We start from the raw sequence: 14689 nt of genomic DNA on the forward strand, positions 1-14689 counted from the left end.
ACGAGCTAATTTAAACGCAAGCAAAGGTGGCGCAATCCCATGAAGACATACAACATAACGTATCCATCCGCATGGACTGCGGAGCAGAGGCAGGCAAAAACGCTAGCGCTTGGTTTTTTTGATGGCGTTCATCTCGGTCATCAAAAGGTGATTGCAACAGCTGTTGAAGAGGCTAAAAGAAACGACATAAAAAGTGCTGTATTGACATTTTCACCTCATCCTTCAGTTGTGCTTCGTGACCAACAGCACGTAAGTTATTTAACCCTTTCTGATGAGAAGAGAAAATTAATTGCTGCCTGTGGCGTTGACGAATTGTATATCATTGAGTTTAATGAAGAGCTGGCCAAGCTCTCGCCAGAAGCGTTTATCTCTCATTTTATTGATGATTTGAATGTTTCGCATGTTGTGGCAGGTTTTGATTTTTCTTTTGGACATCGAGGCGTAGGGACAATGGACATGCTTCAAAATGATACATCGCGCTCTTTTGCTGTCACTACTGTAGCCTCTGAAAATGATGACCAAGAAAAAATCAGCTCCACCCGTATTCGTGAGTGCATCCGTCAAGGCGATATGAAAAAGGCAACAGAGCTGCTTGGTCGACCTTATCAATTGACTGGCACAGTGACAACTGGTGAAGGTCGAGGAAGAACGATTGGTATACCAACGGCAAACATTGTCGCCTCTGAGAATTCATTGATCCCAGGGAGAGGCGTGTATGCGGTTTTGGTTTCATCTGAAGCGTTTGAAGGGAAAAAAGGTGGCATGTGCAATATTGGCTACAAGCCGACGTTCCATGGTGACAAGAAAACAGACATGCCGTCAATTGAAGTGCATTTGTTTGATTTTGCAGACGACCTATACGACAAAGAAATCACGGTTGAATGGCTCGCATACTTGCGCTCTGAGCAGAAATTTTCTTCTGTTGATGACCTGATCGCTCAGCTTGACAAAGATCGGCAAGACGCTAGAGAGATCACGAGTGGAACGCATAACTATTAGTAGAAAAATGAATACCTCTTGCTTTTTTGTAGAAATATCGGTATCCTTATCCGTGAACCTTTTCTTGGCATCTGAATCACCAGCTCATGCTAGGAGGATGGGGATATTGTTATAAAGGAGGTGGATAGGATGGCATTGACACAAGAACGTAAAAATGAACTTATTGCGGAGTACAAAACGCATGATCAGGACACAGGATCTCCTGAAGTTCAAGTGGCTGTCCTTACGGAGCAAATCAATTCATTAAATGAACATTTGCGCGAGCACAAAAAGGATCATCACTCACGCCGCGGTCTTTTGAAGATGGTAGGGAAACGACGTAACTTGTTGAACTATCTTCGTAAAAACGACGTAACGCGTTACCGTGAATTGATTCAAAAACTTGGCTTACGCCGATAATGTACGAGAAGCGGGTGGCGACACCCGCTTTTTTCCATACGTACAGATGAAAAGCAATAAAGACTGTTTTATTTGGATACATATCCTCTTTTTGTTAGGTTTTGTACGAATGGGCAACACTATACACAAAACCGTCCATGAATGGCATGTATGATATTGTATTGAGAGGAGCACTGGATCGAATGAGTAATGAGAAACAAACATTTACGACGGAATGGGCAGGTCGCACGTTAGTCCTTGAAGTTGGCGAGCTCGCTAAGCAAGCAAGCGGAGCTGTGCTCGTACGGTATGGCGATACGGCGGTTTTGTCCGCAGCCACGGGGTCTCGTGAGCCGAAGGACTTGCCGTTTTTTCCACTAACCGTCAATTATGAAGAGCGACAGTATGCTGTTGGTAAAATTCCTGGAGGCTTCATCAAGCGTGAAGGTCGTCCAAGTGAAAAGGCGATTCTTGCCAGCCGATTAATTGATCGCCCGATCCGCCCTCTGTTTCCAGATGGCTTTCGTTATGAGGTGCAGGTGATTAGTACAGTGATGAGTGTCGATCAGGATTGTTCGTCAGAAATGGCAGCGATGCTAGGGTCTTCACTTGCTTTGATGCTCTCAGATATTCCATTTGATGGACCGATTGCTGGCGCAAACGTTGGACGTGTGGATGGGCATTTTATTATTAATCCAACACTAGCACAAGCCGAAAAAAGCGATATTCAATTAACAGTAGCCGGAACGAAAGATGCCGTTAATATGGTTGAAGCAGGCGCAAACGAAGTGCCTGAAGAAATAATGCTTGAAGCGATTCTTTTCGGACATGAGGAAATTAAAAAGCTCATTGCTTTCCAAGAGGAAATCGTCAAAGCTTGTGGCAAGGAAAAACGCGACGTTGAGCTATTCTCCATTGATGAGGACGTCCAGGAAACAGTGAAAGAACTCGCTGGTCAAACGATCGAGGAAGCGGTTCAAGTGCATGAGAAAAAAGCACGTGAACAAGCGATTGCGGATGCCAAAGCCAACGTTATTGTGGCGCTTGAAGAGAAAGAAGCTGAAGATGCCTTCGTGAAACAGGCGAAAGCCTATATGGATAAAATGGTGAAGGACGAGGTGCGCCGACTCATCACTGTTGAGAAAATTCGCCCAGATGGTCGAAAAGTGGATGAAATTCGTCCGCTCACGTCTGAAACAGGTAAACTACCTCGTACACATGGCTCTGGTTTATTTACACGTGGACAAACACAGGCGCTTAGCATTTGTACGTTAGGACCACTTGGGGATATGCAAATCATTGATGGATTGGGCCTTGAAGACTCAAAGCGCTTCATGCATCATTACAACTTTCCGCAATATAGTGTTGGAGAAACAGGACCGCTTCGCGCACCAGGTCGTCGTGAAATTGGTCATGGCGCTTTAGGAGAGCGAGCATTAGAACCGGTTCTTCCTTCTCAAGAAGACTTTCCATACACCATTCGTCTCGTAGCTGAAGTGTTGGAATCTAACGGGTCAACGTCACAGGCAAGTATCTGCGCAAGCACTTTGGCAATGATGGATGCGGGTGTGCCAATTACCTCTCCAGTTGCTGGAATTGCGATGGGATTGGTCAAACAAGGTGAGCATTACACGATCTTATCGGATATTCAAGGTATGGAAGATGCACTTGGGGATATGGACTTTAAAGTGGCAGGTACAGCAAAAGGGGTTACCGCTCTTCAAATGGACATCAAAATTGATGGGTTGTCGAGAGAGATTCTTGAGGAAGCCTTACAGCAAGCGAAAAAAGGCCGTATGCATATTCTTTCTCATATGACAGAAACCATTGACACACCTCGTTCAGAGCTTTCTCCATATGCACCAAAAATCTTGATTATGAACATCAATAAAGACAAGATTCGTGATGTCATTGGGCCAAACGGGAAACAAATCAACAAGATTATTGAAGAAACAGACGTGAAAATTGACATCGAACAGGATGGTACGATTTACATTTCCTCCTTGGTTCATGAGCAAAATGAACGCGCGAAACAAATTATTGAAGATCTTGTACGCGAGGTTGAAGTTGGTCAAATGTACCTCGGCAAGGTAAAGCGAATTGAGAAATTCGGCTGCTTTGTTGAACTATTTAGCGGCAAGGATGGACTTGTTCATATTTCAGAACTGGCAGAAGAACGAGTTGGCAAAGTAGAGGACGTCGTCTCTATCGGCGATGAAATTCTTGTCAAAGTCACTGAAATTGACCGTCAAGGAAGAGTCAACCTGTCACGAAAAGTCGTTCTGAAGGAACAAAAAAACAAAGAAAAAGAAGCCAATAAAGACTAACTCCCAGGAAGCTAGAACGCTAGCTTCTTTTTCATTTGCCTATAGATGGGTAAGTCTGCAAATCAAAGTTGGGGTTGCTTTTCATACAAGCTGTCATACGCTCGCTTTCACCCTAAAGGGCATAAGCGCATCATCGATTCAGAAGTACGATTCGTCGTGATTTCTTTTCTACAAGTGCAACATCGATTCGAGAGGACCTCATCGTGTTTTCTTTGCCGCTGGTGTCTCACTAGCGGCTGCCTTTGATTTATCCTCTTTTTTATTGCTCAGGCACGGCTTAAAAAAATTTTGTTATGAAATTTACTCATTCCAGCTGTTTTCATGTGTTGAAGGATTCTTAGCTTCAAAAATGAAGTTTCATTTCTTGAGGTGGTGTAAGATAGTAAATGTTGGCATCATCACTTTACTAAATAAGGCTGATATTTTTCTCTATTAGCTCTATCATGCGTTTGGTGTTTTATTTCAAACGCAGTTAAGTATTCATAATGCGAAAATGCCCAATGTTCTTCGTTGTATGCATTACGTGGAATCGTTTCATCTCTGCGTTTTTGTGTTCCATAATTGGGCTCAAGTCGTTTTCCCATTTTCTCCGTTATATGAGACAAAGACAAATAAAAACAATGTACGCAGAAACAACCATCAGCGTAGTCAAAATACGCAGACTCCAGCGGGAACAGCGCGAGCTGAAGATCCCGCAGGAAAGCAAAATTCCGAGGAAGCTGAAGCCGTGCCCGCGGAAAGCGAAGTATTTTGACGAAGCGGCCGTAATTCCTTTACACCCTAAAGGGCACAAGTCCATCATCGACTCAGAAGTACCTCTCGCCGTGATTTCTTTGCCGCTGGTGTCTCACTGAGTGGCTGTTTTGATTCTTTTTTCTTGCTCAGACATTTCTCCACAAAGGCAAATCAGTGTTTAAGGTGATTTTAACGTTGCGAAAGTAAAATAATTAAGAGGTCCAACGACGTGTCGTTGAAAAGCTAGCCTGAAAGCAATGTGTCCAGTTCTGCCTCGTCCTCTGTCTTCATACGATGGGATAAGAGGAGGAAAGGACTCATGAAACAAAACGCATTGTCTATGGTCATTTATTTTGTGTTGATTATCGGGATGCTCCCGACCTTGTTTTTGCTTCCACATGTAGAACAATATGTGGAAGCTGTTAAAGACAAAGAGGCGATAATGGTGTCTGGTGAACCGTCAGAGGACAAGCTTTATGAAGCGGTTCGCAAAAGTGCTGAGAAACGCAATATCCCTCCTGTGAATGCAAGAATTGATCGTGTATGGAAGGCTGTTCCTGGGCTAGCTGGCCTGGAAGTTGATATCGAGGCATCAGTAGATCGGATGAGGAAAAGGGGCGTGTTTGAAGAGCATTTGCTAGTCTTTAAGGAAGTGCAACCAGAAGTCACGTTATCGGATCTTCCACCATCGCCTGTTTACAAAGGGAATGAAGGCAAAAATAAAGTGGCCTTTTTAATTAATGTTGCTTGGGGAAATGAGTACATTCCTGATATTCTCAGCACATTAAAAGAGCATGGCGTTCATGCAAGTTTTTCTTTAGAAGGGCGTTGGGCGCGGGAAAACATTGAACTGGCAAGGATGATTGCTCAGAATGGGCATGATATCGGCAATCACTCGTATTCTCACCCTGATATGACTTCGCTCTCAAAAGCCGAAGCCAAAAAGGAAATCAATCGTACAAATGAGGTCGTTGAGGCTGTGATTGGACAAAGGCCAGTATGGTTTGGACCTCCGAGTGGGGCGTATAACGAAGTGACCATTCAAGCCGCCGCAGAGGAAGGGATGCGAACTGTTCTATGGACGGTGGATACAATTGACTGGAAAAAACCAAAACCGGATGAAATGGTTCAGCGAGTCGATCGCCTCATTCATCCAGCAGCCATCGTTTTAATGCACCCAACGGAGTCGACACGAGACGGACTCGATGCAATGATAGAGAAGATAGAAGCCAAACAGCTTGGGATTACCTCCGTATCAGCTTTACTTAGCGAAAGCCGGCGTCCGCAAGTCGCCGAATCATTCATTAGGGATGACTTTTATGTGGATCGTTGATACAATATACGTTGATTTTCGATAGTGTGATGAGGAGGAAACGGATTGCTTAGAACACATACATGCAGCAACGGCGTTCGAATTGTTGCAGAACCCCTACCAAATGTTCAATCAGTCGCATTGGGCCTTTGGATTAAAACCGGATCAAGACATGAGACTGCGTCGCAAAATGGCATGTCTCATTTTTTAGAACACATGATGTTTAAAGGGACACCTACACGATCTGCAAAGGAAATTGCAGCGTTTTTTGATCGGATTGGCGGAGAAGTCAATGCTTATACGTCCAAGGAGTATACGTGCTTTCATGCCCGAGTGCTAGGAACACATGCCAAAGCAACGATAGACGTGTTGGCTGATATGTTTCTGAATTCGTCCTTTGACGAAGGCGAGATCGAGAAAGAGAAAAAGGTCGTAACAGAGGAAATAAAGATGTACGAGGATACACCTGACGATCTTGTGCACGATGTTCTTATGGAAGCCAGCTATCGTGATCACCCGTTAGGTAGGCCAATTTTAGGCACAGTGAATACGGTGAAACAGTTTTCAAAATCAACATTGACCGCCTTTCAAAAAAAGCATTACACTCCGAGCAATGTCGTCATCTCCATCGCAGGCAATTACGACGATGCCGTACTTGCTCAATTGGAAGAAGGCTTTGGTTCGTTTACTGTGTCGGGGAATGAAGCTTTTGAAGCACAAACACCAGCTTTTGAAGGATTGACACTTGAGCGCACAAAAGATACCGAGCAGGCACACCTATGCCTCGGGTACGAGGGCGTGCCCATTAATGACAAGCGCATCTTTCCAATGTCAATCGTAAACAACCACCTAGGAGGCAGCATGAGCAGTCGACTGTTCCAAAAAATACGTGAGGATTTAGGACTCGCCTACTCCGTCTTTTCCTACCATTCCTCCTTTGCAGACGTTGGCTTGCTTACCATTTACGCAGGTACGGGTAGTGAACAGCTAGAGCAATTGCGAGACGTGATAGACCACTGCCTAACAACCCTAACCAATGGATTAACAGAAGATGAACTGCTCATGCAAAAAGAACAGCTTAAAGGTCATCTGCTTTTGTCTATGGAAGGCACAGGAAGCCATATGCAGCGCAACGGGAAAAATGAGCTCCTGCTAGGCAAACACCGCACAAACGAAGAATTGATCCAACTCATCAACAACGTCACCCTCGACGACTGCCATACCCTCATAGAGCAAGTATTTAAAGGGAAAAAAGCCACAGCCATTGTGACGTAGCCAAGAAAAGCGAAGGCGAGTACGTTATGAAACGGAGGGCAGAACATCCTCAAACAGGGAAATGGTTCTTTCATTTCTCTCGTTTGGGGATTTCTGTCCCGCAGTTTCAGCGAGCCGTAGCTAGCCAAGAAAAGCGAAGGCGAGTACGCTATGAAACGGAGGGCAGAACATCCTCAAACAGGGAAATGGTTCTTTCATTTCTCTCGTTTGGAGATTTCTGTCCCGCAGTTTCAGCGAGCCGCAGCTGGACAAAGAAAAGCGGAGCGCCGTTGTACAGAAGCGCAGGTCAGAACATCATCGGGCAGGGAAATGGTTCTTCACATTTCACTAGCCCGAGGATTTCTGCGCCGCAGCTTCTACGGCGCGCAGCTAGCCAAGAAAAGCGGAGCGCCGTGCGCAAGTATTCGAATCATCCCCAAACCTAGAAATGGGTCTCCTATTTCAAGGTTTGGGGATGTCTTTTGTATTAAAGAGCCTTGCCACATCCCATGCTCCCTTGATAATGCATCACCACAACCCTATCTTCACCTCATCCTCAATCACTTTCGCACGTTTGAATGGAGCTCTGCAACACAGGAGAGCCAAGCTTTAATGACGTTGTATTCGAAGGTCGAACCTGAAAGACGACCCTTTTAAGCTCTGCCGAAATATAGTCAAATCGCCCTGCCCACGTAGGGCTTTCATTTTCAGCTGTCGGGTAAAGCGCGAAACGCCAGCTTATTTCACTAGGGATGGTCGCAAAGCCCTCATAACGATCAAATGCGCCGTAGGTCGATGGCGGGGGGAGGTGCACGGCATGAATACTTGCACTTGTGCGGGCAAAGCTTGGGGGATTTAACTGTGGCTTATAAACAAGAGAGACACCATTTGCATTCATCGCCTGTTGATCATTCGGGGTTAAAAGAATGAGGCATGGCATGGTTGATGCATGACTATAGAGCGGGGCTGCCTACGGCCATAAACAGAGTAGCATGATAAAAAGAACGCGGCGCATAAGACACAACCTTCCTCATTTTCCCCTAGCATCCCCAAACCTTCGATTAGTACACATTGGTCCCTATGCGGATCTTTCTAAAATCAGAAGACGAGCATGTTGCTGCTGATGAAATCATAAAATGAACGAAATGACTTAGTGAAAGAAGGCGTTGAGGTTGCGACTAAGTGAACTGAATTCAAAAGAAATCATTGATTTGAACAATGGAGAGCGGCATGGCACGGTCGGGCAATGCGACCTTGAGATTGATGTGCGTTCAGGGAACATTCATAGAATTATTGTTCCTGACTTGAAGTGGCTTGGGCTCAAAAAAGCAAGTGATCGCCTGACCATTGAGTGGAGTGATATTGAAACGATTGGCAAGGACATGGTTCTTATAAACAGTAGAGTGGAATTGTCTGATGTGGACTAATCACCTTCATCGCTTTTCGTCATACACTATGGTGAAACATCACATAAACGGGTGGCTGGGAAAGCAAAAAAGAAGGTGATTTTTTGACAGAGGGAAAACATATCGCAATGTTTGGCGGAGATGCAAGGCAGTTAGAGGTTGTTCGTTTTTTACAGGAGGCTGGCGCTCAGCTTAGCTTGTACGGCTTTGATCAATTGGACACGGTAGACACAAGTGCTGTGAAAAAGAGTTGGCAGACCGCGGATCTTTCTAATACCGATGCGGTGCTTTTGCCAGTGTCTGGCATTCAGTTAAATGGGACCATTGAATCCATGTTTTCAAACGAGCGTGTTGAGCTCTCTTTAGAAGCTCTGAAGCAGACACCTGCGCACTGCAAAGTGTTCACGGGAATTGCAAACGATACGCTTGTCAAGCTGTGTCACGCAGCGAATCGAACGCTAATACCAATACTTGACCGGGATGATGTGGCGATATTTAACTCGATTCCTACCGCAGAGGGCGCTGTGATGATGGTCATTCAAAATACAGATTACACCATTCATTCATCTAAAGTCGCCGTTCTTGGCTGGGGACGTACTGGCATTACGGTGGCTCGAACGTTTCATGCTCTTGGTGCCAATGTCTTTGTTGGCGCACGAAGCTCAAGTCATCTGGCGCGTATTGAGGAAACCGGCTATACATCCTTTCACACCTCTGATATGCAAGCGCATCTAAATGATGTCAATATTTGCATCAATACCATTCCGGATCAAATGCTTACAAAGGACATCTTGCAAACCATGTCTACGAACACGCTCATTATTGACCTTGCTTCAAAGCCGGGAGGAACAGACTTCAAATATGCAGAAGAACTTGGGCTTAAAGCCATTCTTGCGCCTGGATTGCCTGGGATCGTGGCACCGAAAACAGCAGGTCAAATCTTGGCGAAAATCCTCTCCCAGTTACTCCAGCAAAACGATGAGGAAGCGAAAGGAGAGGTGAGCTAACGTGAAATTAAAAGGCAAGCGAATTGGCTTCGGGATGACGGGCTCTCATTGCACGTATGAAGAAGTCATGCCACAAATGCAGGTGCTTATGGATGAAGGCGCAAAAGTCGTTCCAATTGTAAGCTCCACACTTGTTCATACGAGTACTCGCTTTGGGCAGGCAGGCGAATGGGTCGAGAAAATCGAGAAGGCTACCGGCGAAAAAGTCATTGATAGCATCGTAAAAGCAGAGCCGCTCGGACCAAAAACTCCATTGGATTGTATGGTGATTGCCCCACTAACTGGAAACTCATTAAGCAAGTTCGCAAACGCCATGACAGATACTCCGGTTTTAATGGCCGCGAAAGCAACACTTCGAAACCGTTCGCCCGTTGTATTGGCCATCTCCACAAATGATGCCCTTGGTCTTAATGGCGTTAATTTAATGCGGCTGATGGCAACGAAGCACATTTATTTTGTGCCGTTTGGTCAAGATGATCCAGTGAAGAAGCCAACCTCTCTGGTGGCTCGGATGTCTGACCTGCTTCCAACGGTACAGGCAGCAATCGAAAATGTACAATATCAGCCCGTCATCGTCGAAACGAACAAATCCTAACTAAAGTGTGCGGCTAGTTCAAAATGCCGCGCCTTTTTCAATTGTCTTCCACGAAAACACAGGGAACATTTGCTTGTCTACGGAGCTATGATAAAATACGACTAGAACCTTTCGCAGTTTGCGATGTTCAATCGAGAGGAGAAACCTATGAATACACAACAAACCTATCATGTTGCAGTCGTTGGTGCTACTGGCGCTGTAGGCGAGAAAATGCTAGAAACGTTATCGAAACGTTCATTTCCAATCGGGAAACTAACGCTATTATCATCAAAGCGCTCAGCAGGCAAAACGCTTGTCTATAATAACGAAACGTATGAGGTGCAGGAAGCGACACCTGAATCTTTTGCAGGTGTCGACATTGCCCTTTTTAGTGCGGGTGGATCTGTGTCTAAAAAACTAGCTCCAGAAGCTGTCAAGCACGGTGCAATCGTCATTGACAATACGAGCGCGTTTCGAATGGACACAGAAGTTCCTTTGGTCGTACCAGAGGTCAATCCGGAAGATTTAACAGCACACAAAGGCATTATTGCCAATCCAAATTGCTCCACCATCCAAATGGTGGCTGCATTGAAACCGATCAAAGAACGCTACGGGCTTTCCCGAGTGATTGTTTCTACGTACCAGGCTGTATCCGGTGCTGGGACAGAAGCCATTGAGGAGATGAAACAGCAATCACGTGACCTCCTAGACGGCAAAGCAGCAGAGCCAAAGATATTGCCCGTTGGCGGAGACAAAAAGCATTATCAAATTGCTTTTAATGCCATACCGCAAATTGATGTGTTTCAGGACAATGGGTATACGTTTGAAGAAATGAAAATGATAAACGAGACGAAAAAGATTCTTCATGATGAAGACCTTTCTGTGTCTGCAACATGTGTTCGCTTGCCGGTCGCATCTGGTCATGCAGAGTCCGTTTATATCGAAACTGAAGCAACAGATGTAACAGCAGAGGAGATAAAAGCATTGCTTCAGACGGCAGAAGGGGTCACGCTCCAAGACGATCCATCAACGCAAACGTATCCGATGCCCGCACTAGCAGAAGGCAAAGATGATGTGTTCGTCGGCAGAGTGAGAAAAGACCCAGACGTAGCAAATGGCATTCATCTTTGGGTCGTTTCTGACAATCTTTTAAAAGGGGCCGCCTTAAACTCTGTCCAAATTGCCGAACGAATGATTGAAATGAAGCTTTTGAACTCGTAAAGTAGGGTGTGTAATTTATGGCAAAACGTATTGTCCAAAAGTTTGGTGGAACGTCCGTAAAGGATGAAGCTTCCCGAGAGCAGGCAGCGTCTCATGTGAAGCGAGCGATTAAGGAAGGCTACAAGGTCGTGGTGGTCGTCTCTGCGATTGGAAGGCAGGGAGCACCATATGCCACAGACACGTTGCTCGGTCTCGTGTCAGAATCGACCGCGGATGCTCGCTCGCTTGATTTGTTGGCTTCCTGTGGAGAAGTCATTTCTGCCGTTTTATTTACGGATCTCCTTAAACAGAAAAATATGACGGCTACGGCGATGACTGGGGCGCAGGCAGGTTTTGTCACAAGCAGTGATTTTGGTGATGCCAAAATTACCGAGATGAAATGCGATTCACTAAAAAAAACGTTAGAGTCCTATGATGTCGTCGTTGTAGCTGGTTTTCAAGGGATGGATGATCAAGGTGAGGTGACAACGTTAGGCCGCGGTGGAAGTGATACATCAGCTTCTGCCCTTGGCGCGGCATTACAGGCCGAATGGATCGACATTTTTACAGATGTGGATGGTGTAATGACCGCAGATCCGCGCATTGTCAAATCCGCCCGTCAAATCCCTGTCGTCACGTACACAGAAATTTGCAATTTGGCGTATCAGGGAGCCAAGGTCATTCACCCAAGAGCTGTTGAAATTGCCATGCAGGCAAAAATTCCGATTCGAATTCGTTCGACGCATTCCGATTCTCCTGGAACGCTCGTGACGGCGCTTGTGAAGTCAGAGGCAAAAATCGCGGATATTGATGAACGTCTTGTCACAGGCATTGCTCACGTCGCAAACGTCTCACAAATTACGGTCAAGGCAACGGGCGATCAGCCTATTCAACAAGCTGCGATTTTTAATGCAATGGCATCCGAGGGCATTTCGGTCGATTTTATTTCCATTACGCCGACGTATGTGTCGTATACTGTAAGCGCGTCATCAACAAATCGCGCCGAAATGGTGTTGAAAACACAAGGGCACACGCCTTTCATCAAAAAAGGCTGTGCCAAAGTGTCAGCCGTCGGAGCGGGCATGACTGGCGTGCCAGGTGTAGCGGCAAAAATTGTCGCTGCGCTTGCTGCGAAAAAAATTAACATTCTCCAGTCCGCCGATTCACATACCACTATCTGGGTGCTCGTTGATGGCGAACATATGGAAGCAGCAGTTAATGCATTGCATGATGTGTTTTTACTGCCTTCAGAAATGACAACAACCTCTGTCGTTCATGAAGAGTAAAGCACGCAAGATATTTTATATGAAGGGGCGAATTAAATGGATGCTGGTCATTTGCTTACGGCGATGGTGACCCCATTTAACAACAAAGGCAATGTCGATTTCCAAAAAACGACTCAGCTGATTGAATGGCTCATACGCAAAAAAACAACGGCCCTTGTTGTCACGGGTACTACTGGTGAAGCACCGACGTTAACTAAGGAAGAGATGCAAGCCTTATGGGCATACACGGTGAAGGAAGTGGATGGTCGAATCCCTGTGATCGCTGGTGTCGGAACGAATGATACAAAGGAATCCATCTTCCTTGCGAAAAAAGCGAAGCTTGCTGGTGTTGATGGGATCATGGCCGTTGTTCCATACTACAATAAGCCGTCTGAGGAAGGAATCTTCCAACATTTCAAAGCCATTCTCGATGAGGTAGACCTGCCATTGATGGTGTACCATATTCCGAGTCGTACGGGCGTGAAGATGTCAGTGGATGGGCTTGTCGCCATTGCCGAACTGCCTGGAATCTTTGCGGTAAAGGAATCTAGTGGAGATTTTGCTACGGTGTCTGAATTGATTACCCGTGTACCTTCTCTTGCCGTTTACACCGGCGATGATTATTTAGCTTTACCGATGAGTGCGGTCGGGGCGAAAGGTGTCGTGTCGGTAGCTGCACATATTGTTGGAGAGGAAATGGACCATATGCTTACCGCTTTGGCACGGGGGAATACCGTAGAAGCAGCAAGGATTCATCGCTTGTTAATGCCCGTGTTTACCGGTATGTTTTTGGCACCAAGTCCTGTTCCTGTTAAAACGGCACTGCAGCTCTCTGGACTTGATGTAGGTGGCGTTCGCTTGCCGCTTGCTCAAATTACACAAGACGAACGAACGCAGCTTCAGCAGCTATTAGGAAAATTAAAAGCTTTGTAACAAAAACAGACAGAGACCTTTTCACACAGGTCTCTGTCTGTTTTTTGCTTGAATCTGATCAACTGAGGTATCCAAGACTTCTCAAAATTGACCGCTTATCGAAAACCAATGATAACTAAGTTGCCTCGTAAGTACGATCAGTTCACAGAAAATTTCAATGACCGAACATAGAACCTTGTATGATTTTTAACAGCTTGATCATACTACAGGTAACTAATGCAAGAAAGGTGGTTGTTTTGTGTCATGAATCCGTTCACCAATGAAGAGGAAACACCAAAAGAAGATAACGAAGACAACGAAAAACAAGACTCCTCAGATGGCATCCTTTCAAAAATCCAACAACTTGGACAAACAGAGGTCGCCAAAGCGCCAGAATCCAACATTCATTGTTTAAATATCATTGGACAAATTGAGGGGCATCTTCAATTGCCACCGCAAAATAAAACGACAAAATACGAGCATATCATTCCGCAAATTGTCGCGATTGAACAAAACCCTAAAATCGAAGGACTGCTCGTTTTGCTTAACACAGTAGGTGGAGATGTAGAAGCAGGATTGGCCATTTCTGAAATGATTGCTTCCATGACAAAGCCGAGTGTATCCATTGTTCTTGGTGGAGGACATAGTATAGGCGTGCCAATAGCCGTTAGTACAAGGCATTCTTTTATCGCTGAAACGGCAACGATGACGATCCATCCGATTCGTCTGACAGGGATGGTCATTGGTGTCCCACAAACGTTTGAATATCTCGATAAAATGCAAGAACGCGTCATTAATTTTGTGACCTCACATTCAAATATTGAGGAAGAAAAATTTAAAGAGTTGATGCTCTCAAAAGGCAATTTAACACGAGATATCGGCACAAACGTCGTAGGTACAGATGCGGTTTCTTATGGTTTGATTGATGAGGTGGGTGGAGTTGGCTTAGCCATTAAAAAACTGCAAGAACTTATTCAAGAAAGCAGACCGGAGAAGGATAAAGGAAGTGTCGATAAATGATCTTATATACTTCAATGCCTGAGGAACTTATTTTTCAGCCTGATGAGAAGGTGTTCCAAAATCGTATGACACTTCAAGTGGGAGGTTGCTCTTTGCTCGTCGAAAAAACGACAGAGGCACAGTTCCGAGTTGTTCAAGTGCTGAGCTCCGATCCATCACACTATTTAATGGAGGCCTATACGCCCGGGCAAATCCTTTCGAATCTGTCTTAACATTAGAGTGCCTGACCTTTCTTATGATATACTTTGGTAATGATTCTAAAGCAGCCCTCCAGAGGCTGCTTTTACCATCGTGAATGAA

13 protein-coding genes and 1 pseudogene are annotated in these 14689 nt (G+C 45.3%); 13 read left to right on the forward strand and 1 reads right to left on the reverse strand.

Going from position 1 to position 14689, the window contains the following annotated elements:
- Nucleotides 1-39: 39 nt before the first annotated feature.
- The 5 genes from EV213_RS09875 to EV213_RS09900 all read left to right on the forward strand — a co-directional run bounded on the left by EV213_RS09875 (nucleotide 40) and on the right by EV213_RS09900 (nucleotide 7026).
- Nucleotides 40-999: a bifunctional riboflavin kinase/FAD synthetase gene (locus tag EV213_RS09875; protein ID WP_133580369.1), complete on the forward strand. Its 960-nt coding sequence runs from the start codon at nucleotides 40-42 to the stop codon at nucleotides 997-999.
- 129 nt (nucleotides 1000-1128) lie between these two features.
- A complete protein-coding gene (rpsO, locus tag EV213_RS09880; RefSeq protein WP_133580370.1) occupies nucleotides 1129-1398 on the forward strand; it encodes a 30S ribosomal protein S15 in 270 nt (89 codons plus the stop codon).
- 182 nt (nucleotides 1399-1580) lie between these two features.
- Nucleotides 1581-3704: a polyribonucleotide nucleotidyltransferase gene (gene pnp / locus EV213_RS09885; RefSeq protein ID WP_133580371.1), complete on the forward strand. Its 2124-nt coding sequence runs from the start codon at nucleotides 1581-1583 to the stop codon at nucleotides 3702-3704.
- Between the two features lie 1054 nt (nucleotides 3705-4758).
- Complete coding sequence (locus EV213_RS09895; RefSeq protein WP_133580373.1) at nucleotides 4759-5772, forward strand: polysaccharide deacetylase family protein; 1014 nt, start codon at nucleotides 4759-4761, stop codon at nucleotides 5770-5772.
- A 45-nt stretch (nucleotides 5773-5817) separates the two neighbouring features.
- The gene (locus EV213_RS09900) at nucleotides 5818-7026 is read left to right on the forward strand and encodes a M16 family metallopeptidase (protein ID WP_133580374.1); all 1209 of its coding nucleotides are present in this window, start codon (nucleotides 5818-5820) and stop codon (nucleotides 7024-7026) included.
- Nucleotides 7027-7561: 535 nt separating this feature from the next.
- Here EV213_RS09900 and EV213_RS09905 read toward each other — a convergent pair.
- A pseudogene (locus EV213_RS09905) lies at nucleotides 7562-7975 on the reverse strand (YoqH family protein); the annotation flags it as partial.
- Nucleotides 7976-8177: 202 nt separating this feature from the next.
- Here EV213_RS09905 and EV213_RS09910 point away from each other — a divergent pair.
- The 8 genes from EV213_RS09910 to EV213_RS09945 all read left to right on the forward strand — a co-directional run bounded on the left by EV213_RS09910 (nucleotide 8178) and on the right by EV213_RS09945 (nucleotide 14601).
- Nucleotides 8178-8432 carry a YlmC/YmxH family sporulation protein gene (locus EV213_RS09910; protein WP_133580375.1) on the forward strand — a complete coding sequence of 85 codons (255 nt, stop codon included), beginning with the start codon at nucleotides 8178-8180 and terminating at the stop codon, nucleotides 8430-8432.
- A gap of 83 nt (nucleotides 8433-8515) precedes the next feature.
- Nucleotides 8516-9418 carry a dipicolinic acid synthetase subunit A gene (gene dpaA, locus EV213_RS09915; RefSeq protein ID WP_133580376.1) on the forward strand — a complete coding sequence of 301 codons (903 nt, stop codon included), beginning with the start codon at nucleotides 8516-8518 and terminating at the stop codon, nucleotides 9416-9418.
- A 1-nt stretch (nucleotide 9419) separates the two neighbouring features.
- A complete protein-coding gene (locus EV213_RS09920) occupies nucleotides 9420-10013 on the forward strand; it encodes a dipicolinate synthase subunit B (protein WP_133580377.1) in 594 nt (197 codons plus the stop codon).
- A gap of 147 nt (nucleotides 10014-10160) precedes the next feature.
- Nucleotides 10161-11213: an aspartate-semialdehyde dehydrogenase gene (locus tag EV213_RS09925; protein ID WP_133580378.1), complete on the forward strand. Its 1053-nt coding sequence runs from the start codon at nucleotides 10161-10163 to the stop codon at nucleotides 11211-11213.
- 17 nt (nucleotides 11214-11230) lie between these two features.
- Complete coding sequence (gene dapG, locus EV213_RS09930; protein WP_133580379.1) at nucleotides 11231-12478, forward strand: aspartate kinase; 1248 nt, start codon at nucleotides 11231-11233, stop codon at nucleotides 12476-12478.
- Nucleotides 12479-12514: 36 nt separating this feature from the next.
- Nucleotides 12515-13390 (forward strand): 4-hydroxy-tetrahydrodipicolinate synthase, encoded by an 876-nt coding sequence (gene dapA / locus EV213_RS09935; protein ID WP_133580380.1) that lies wholly within the window; start codon nucleotides 12515-12517, stop codon nucleotides 13388-13390.
- A gap of 243 nt (nucleotides 13391-13633) precedes the next feature.
- Nucleotides 13634-14389, forward strand: a complete 756-nt coding sequence (locus EV213_RS09940) for a ClpP family protease (RefSeq protein WP_133580381.1) — start codon at nucleotides 13634-13636, stop codon at nucleotides 14387-14389.
- A complete protein-coding gene (locus EV213_RS09945) occupies nucleotides 14386-14601 on the forward strand; it encodes a YlzJ-like family protein (protein ID WP_133580382.1) in 216 nt (71 codons plus the stop codon). Before EV213_RS09940 ends, EV213_RS09945 begins: the two co-directional genes overlap by 4 nt.
- Nucleotides 14602-14689: the final 88 nt, after the last annotated feature.

This window comes from Aureibacillus halotolerans, from assembly GCF_004363045.1.
In the GTDB taxonomy this organism is placed as follows: Bacteria; Bacillota; Bacilli; order Bacillales; family DSM-28697; genus Aureibacillus; species Aureibacillus halotolerans.

Coding starts and splice junctions, on each gene's coding strand:
- EV213_RS09875 (WP_133580369.1), top strand. CDS start 40: ATGAAGACATACAACATAACGTATCCATCCGCATGGACTGCGGAGCAG.
- rpsO (WP_133580370.1), top strand. CDS start 1,129: ATGGCATTGACACAAGAACGTAAAAATGAACTTATTGCGGAGTACAAA.
- pnp (WP_133580371.1), top strand. CDS start 1,581: ATGAGTAATGAGAAACAAACATTTACGACGGAATGGGCAGGTCGCACG.
- EV213_RS09895 (WP_133580373.1), top strand. CDS start 4,759: ATGAAACAAAACGCATTGTCTATGGTCATTTATTTTGTGTTGATTATC.
- EV213_RS09925 (WP_133580378.1), top strand. CDS start 10,161: ATGAATACACAACAAACCTATCATGTTGCAGTCGTTGGTGCTACTGGC.
- dapG (WP_133580379.1), top strand. CDS start 11,231: ATGGCAAAACGTATTGTCCAAAAGTTTGGTGGAACGTCCGTAAAGGAT.
- dapA (WP_133580380.1), top strand. CDS start 12,515: ATGGATGCTGGTCATTTGCTTACGGCGATGGTGACCCCATTTAACAAC.
- EV213_RS09940 (WP_133580381.1), top strand. CDS start 13,634: ATGAATCCGTTCACCAATGAAGAGGAAACACCAAAAGAAGATAACGAA.
- EV213_RS09945 (WP_133580382.1), top strand. CDS start 14,386: ATGATCTTATATACTTCAATGCCTGAGGAACTTATTTTTCAGCCTGAT.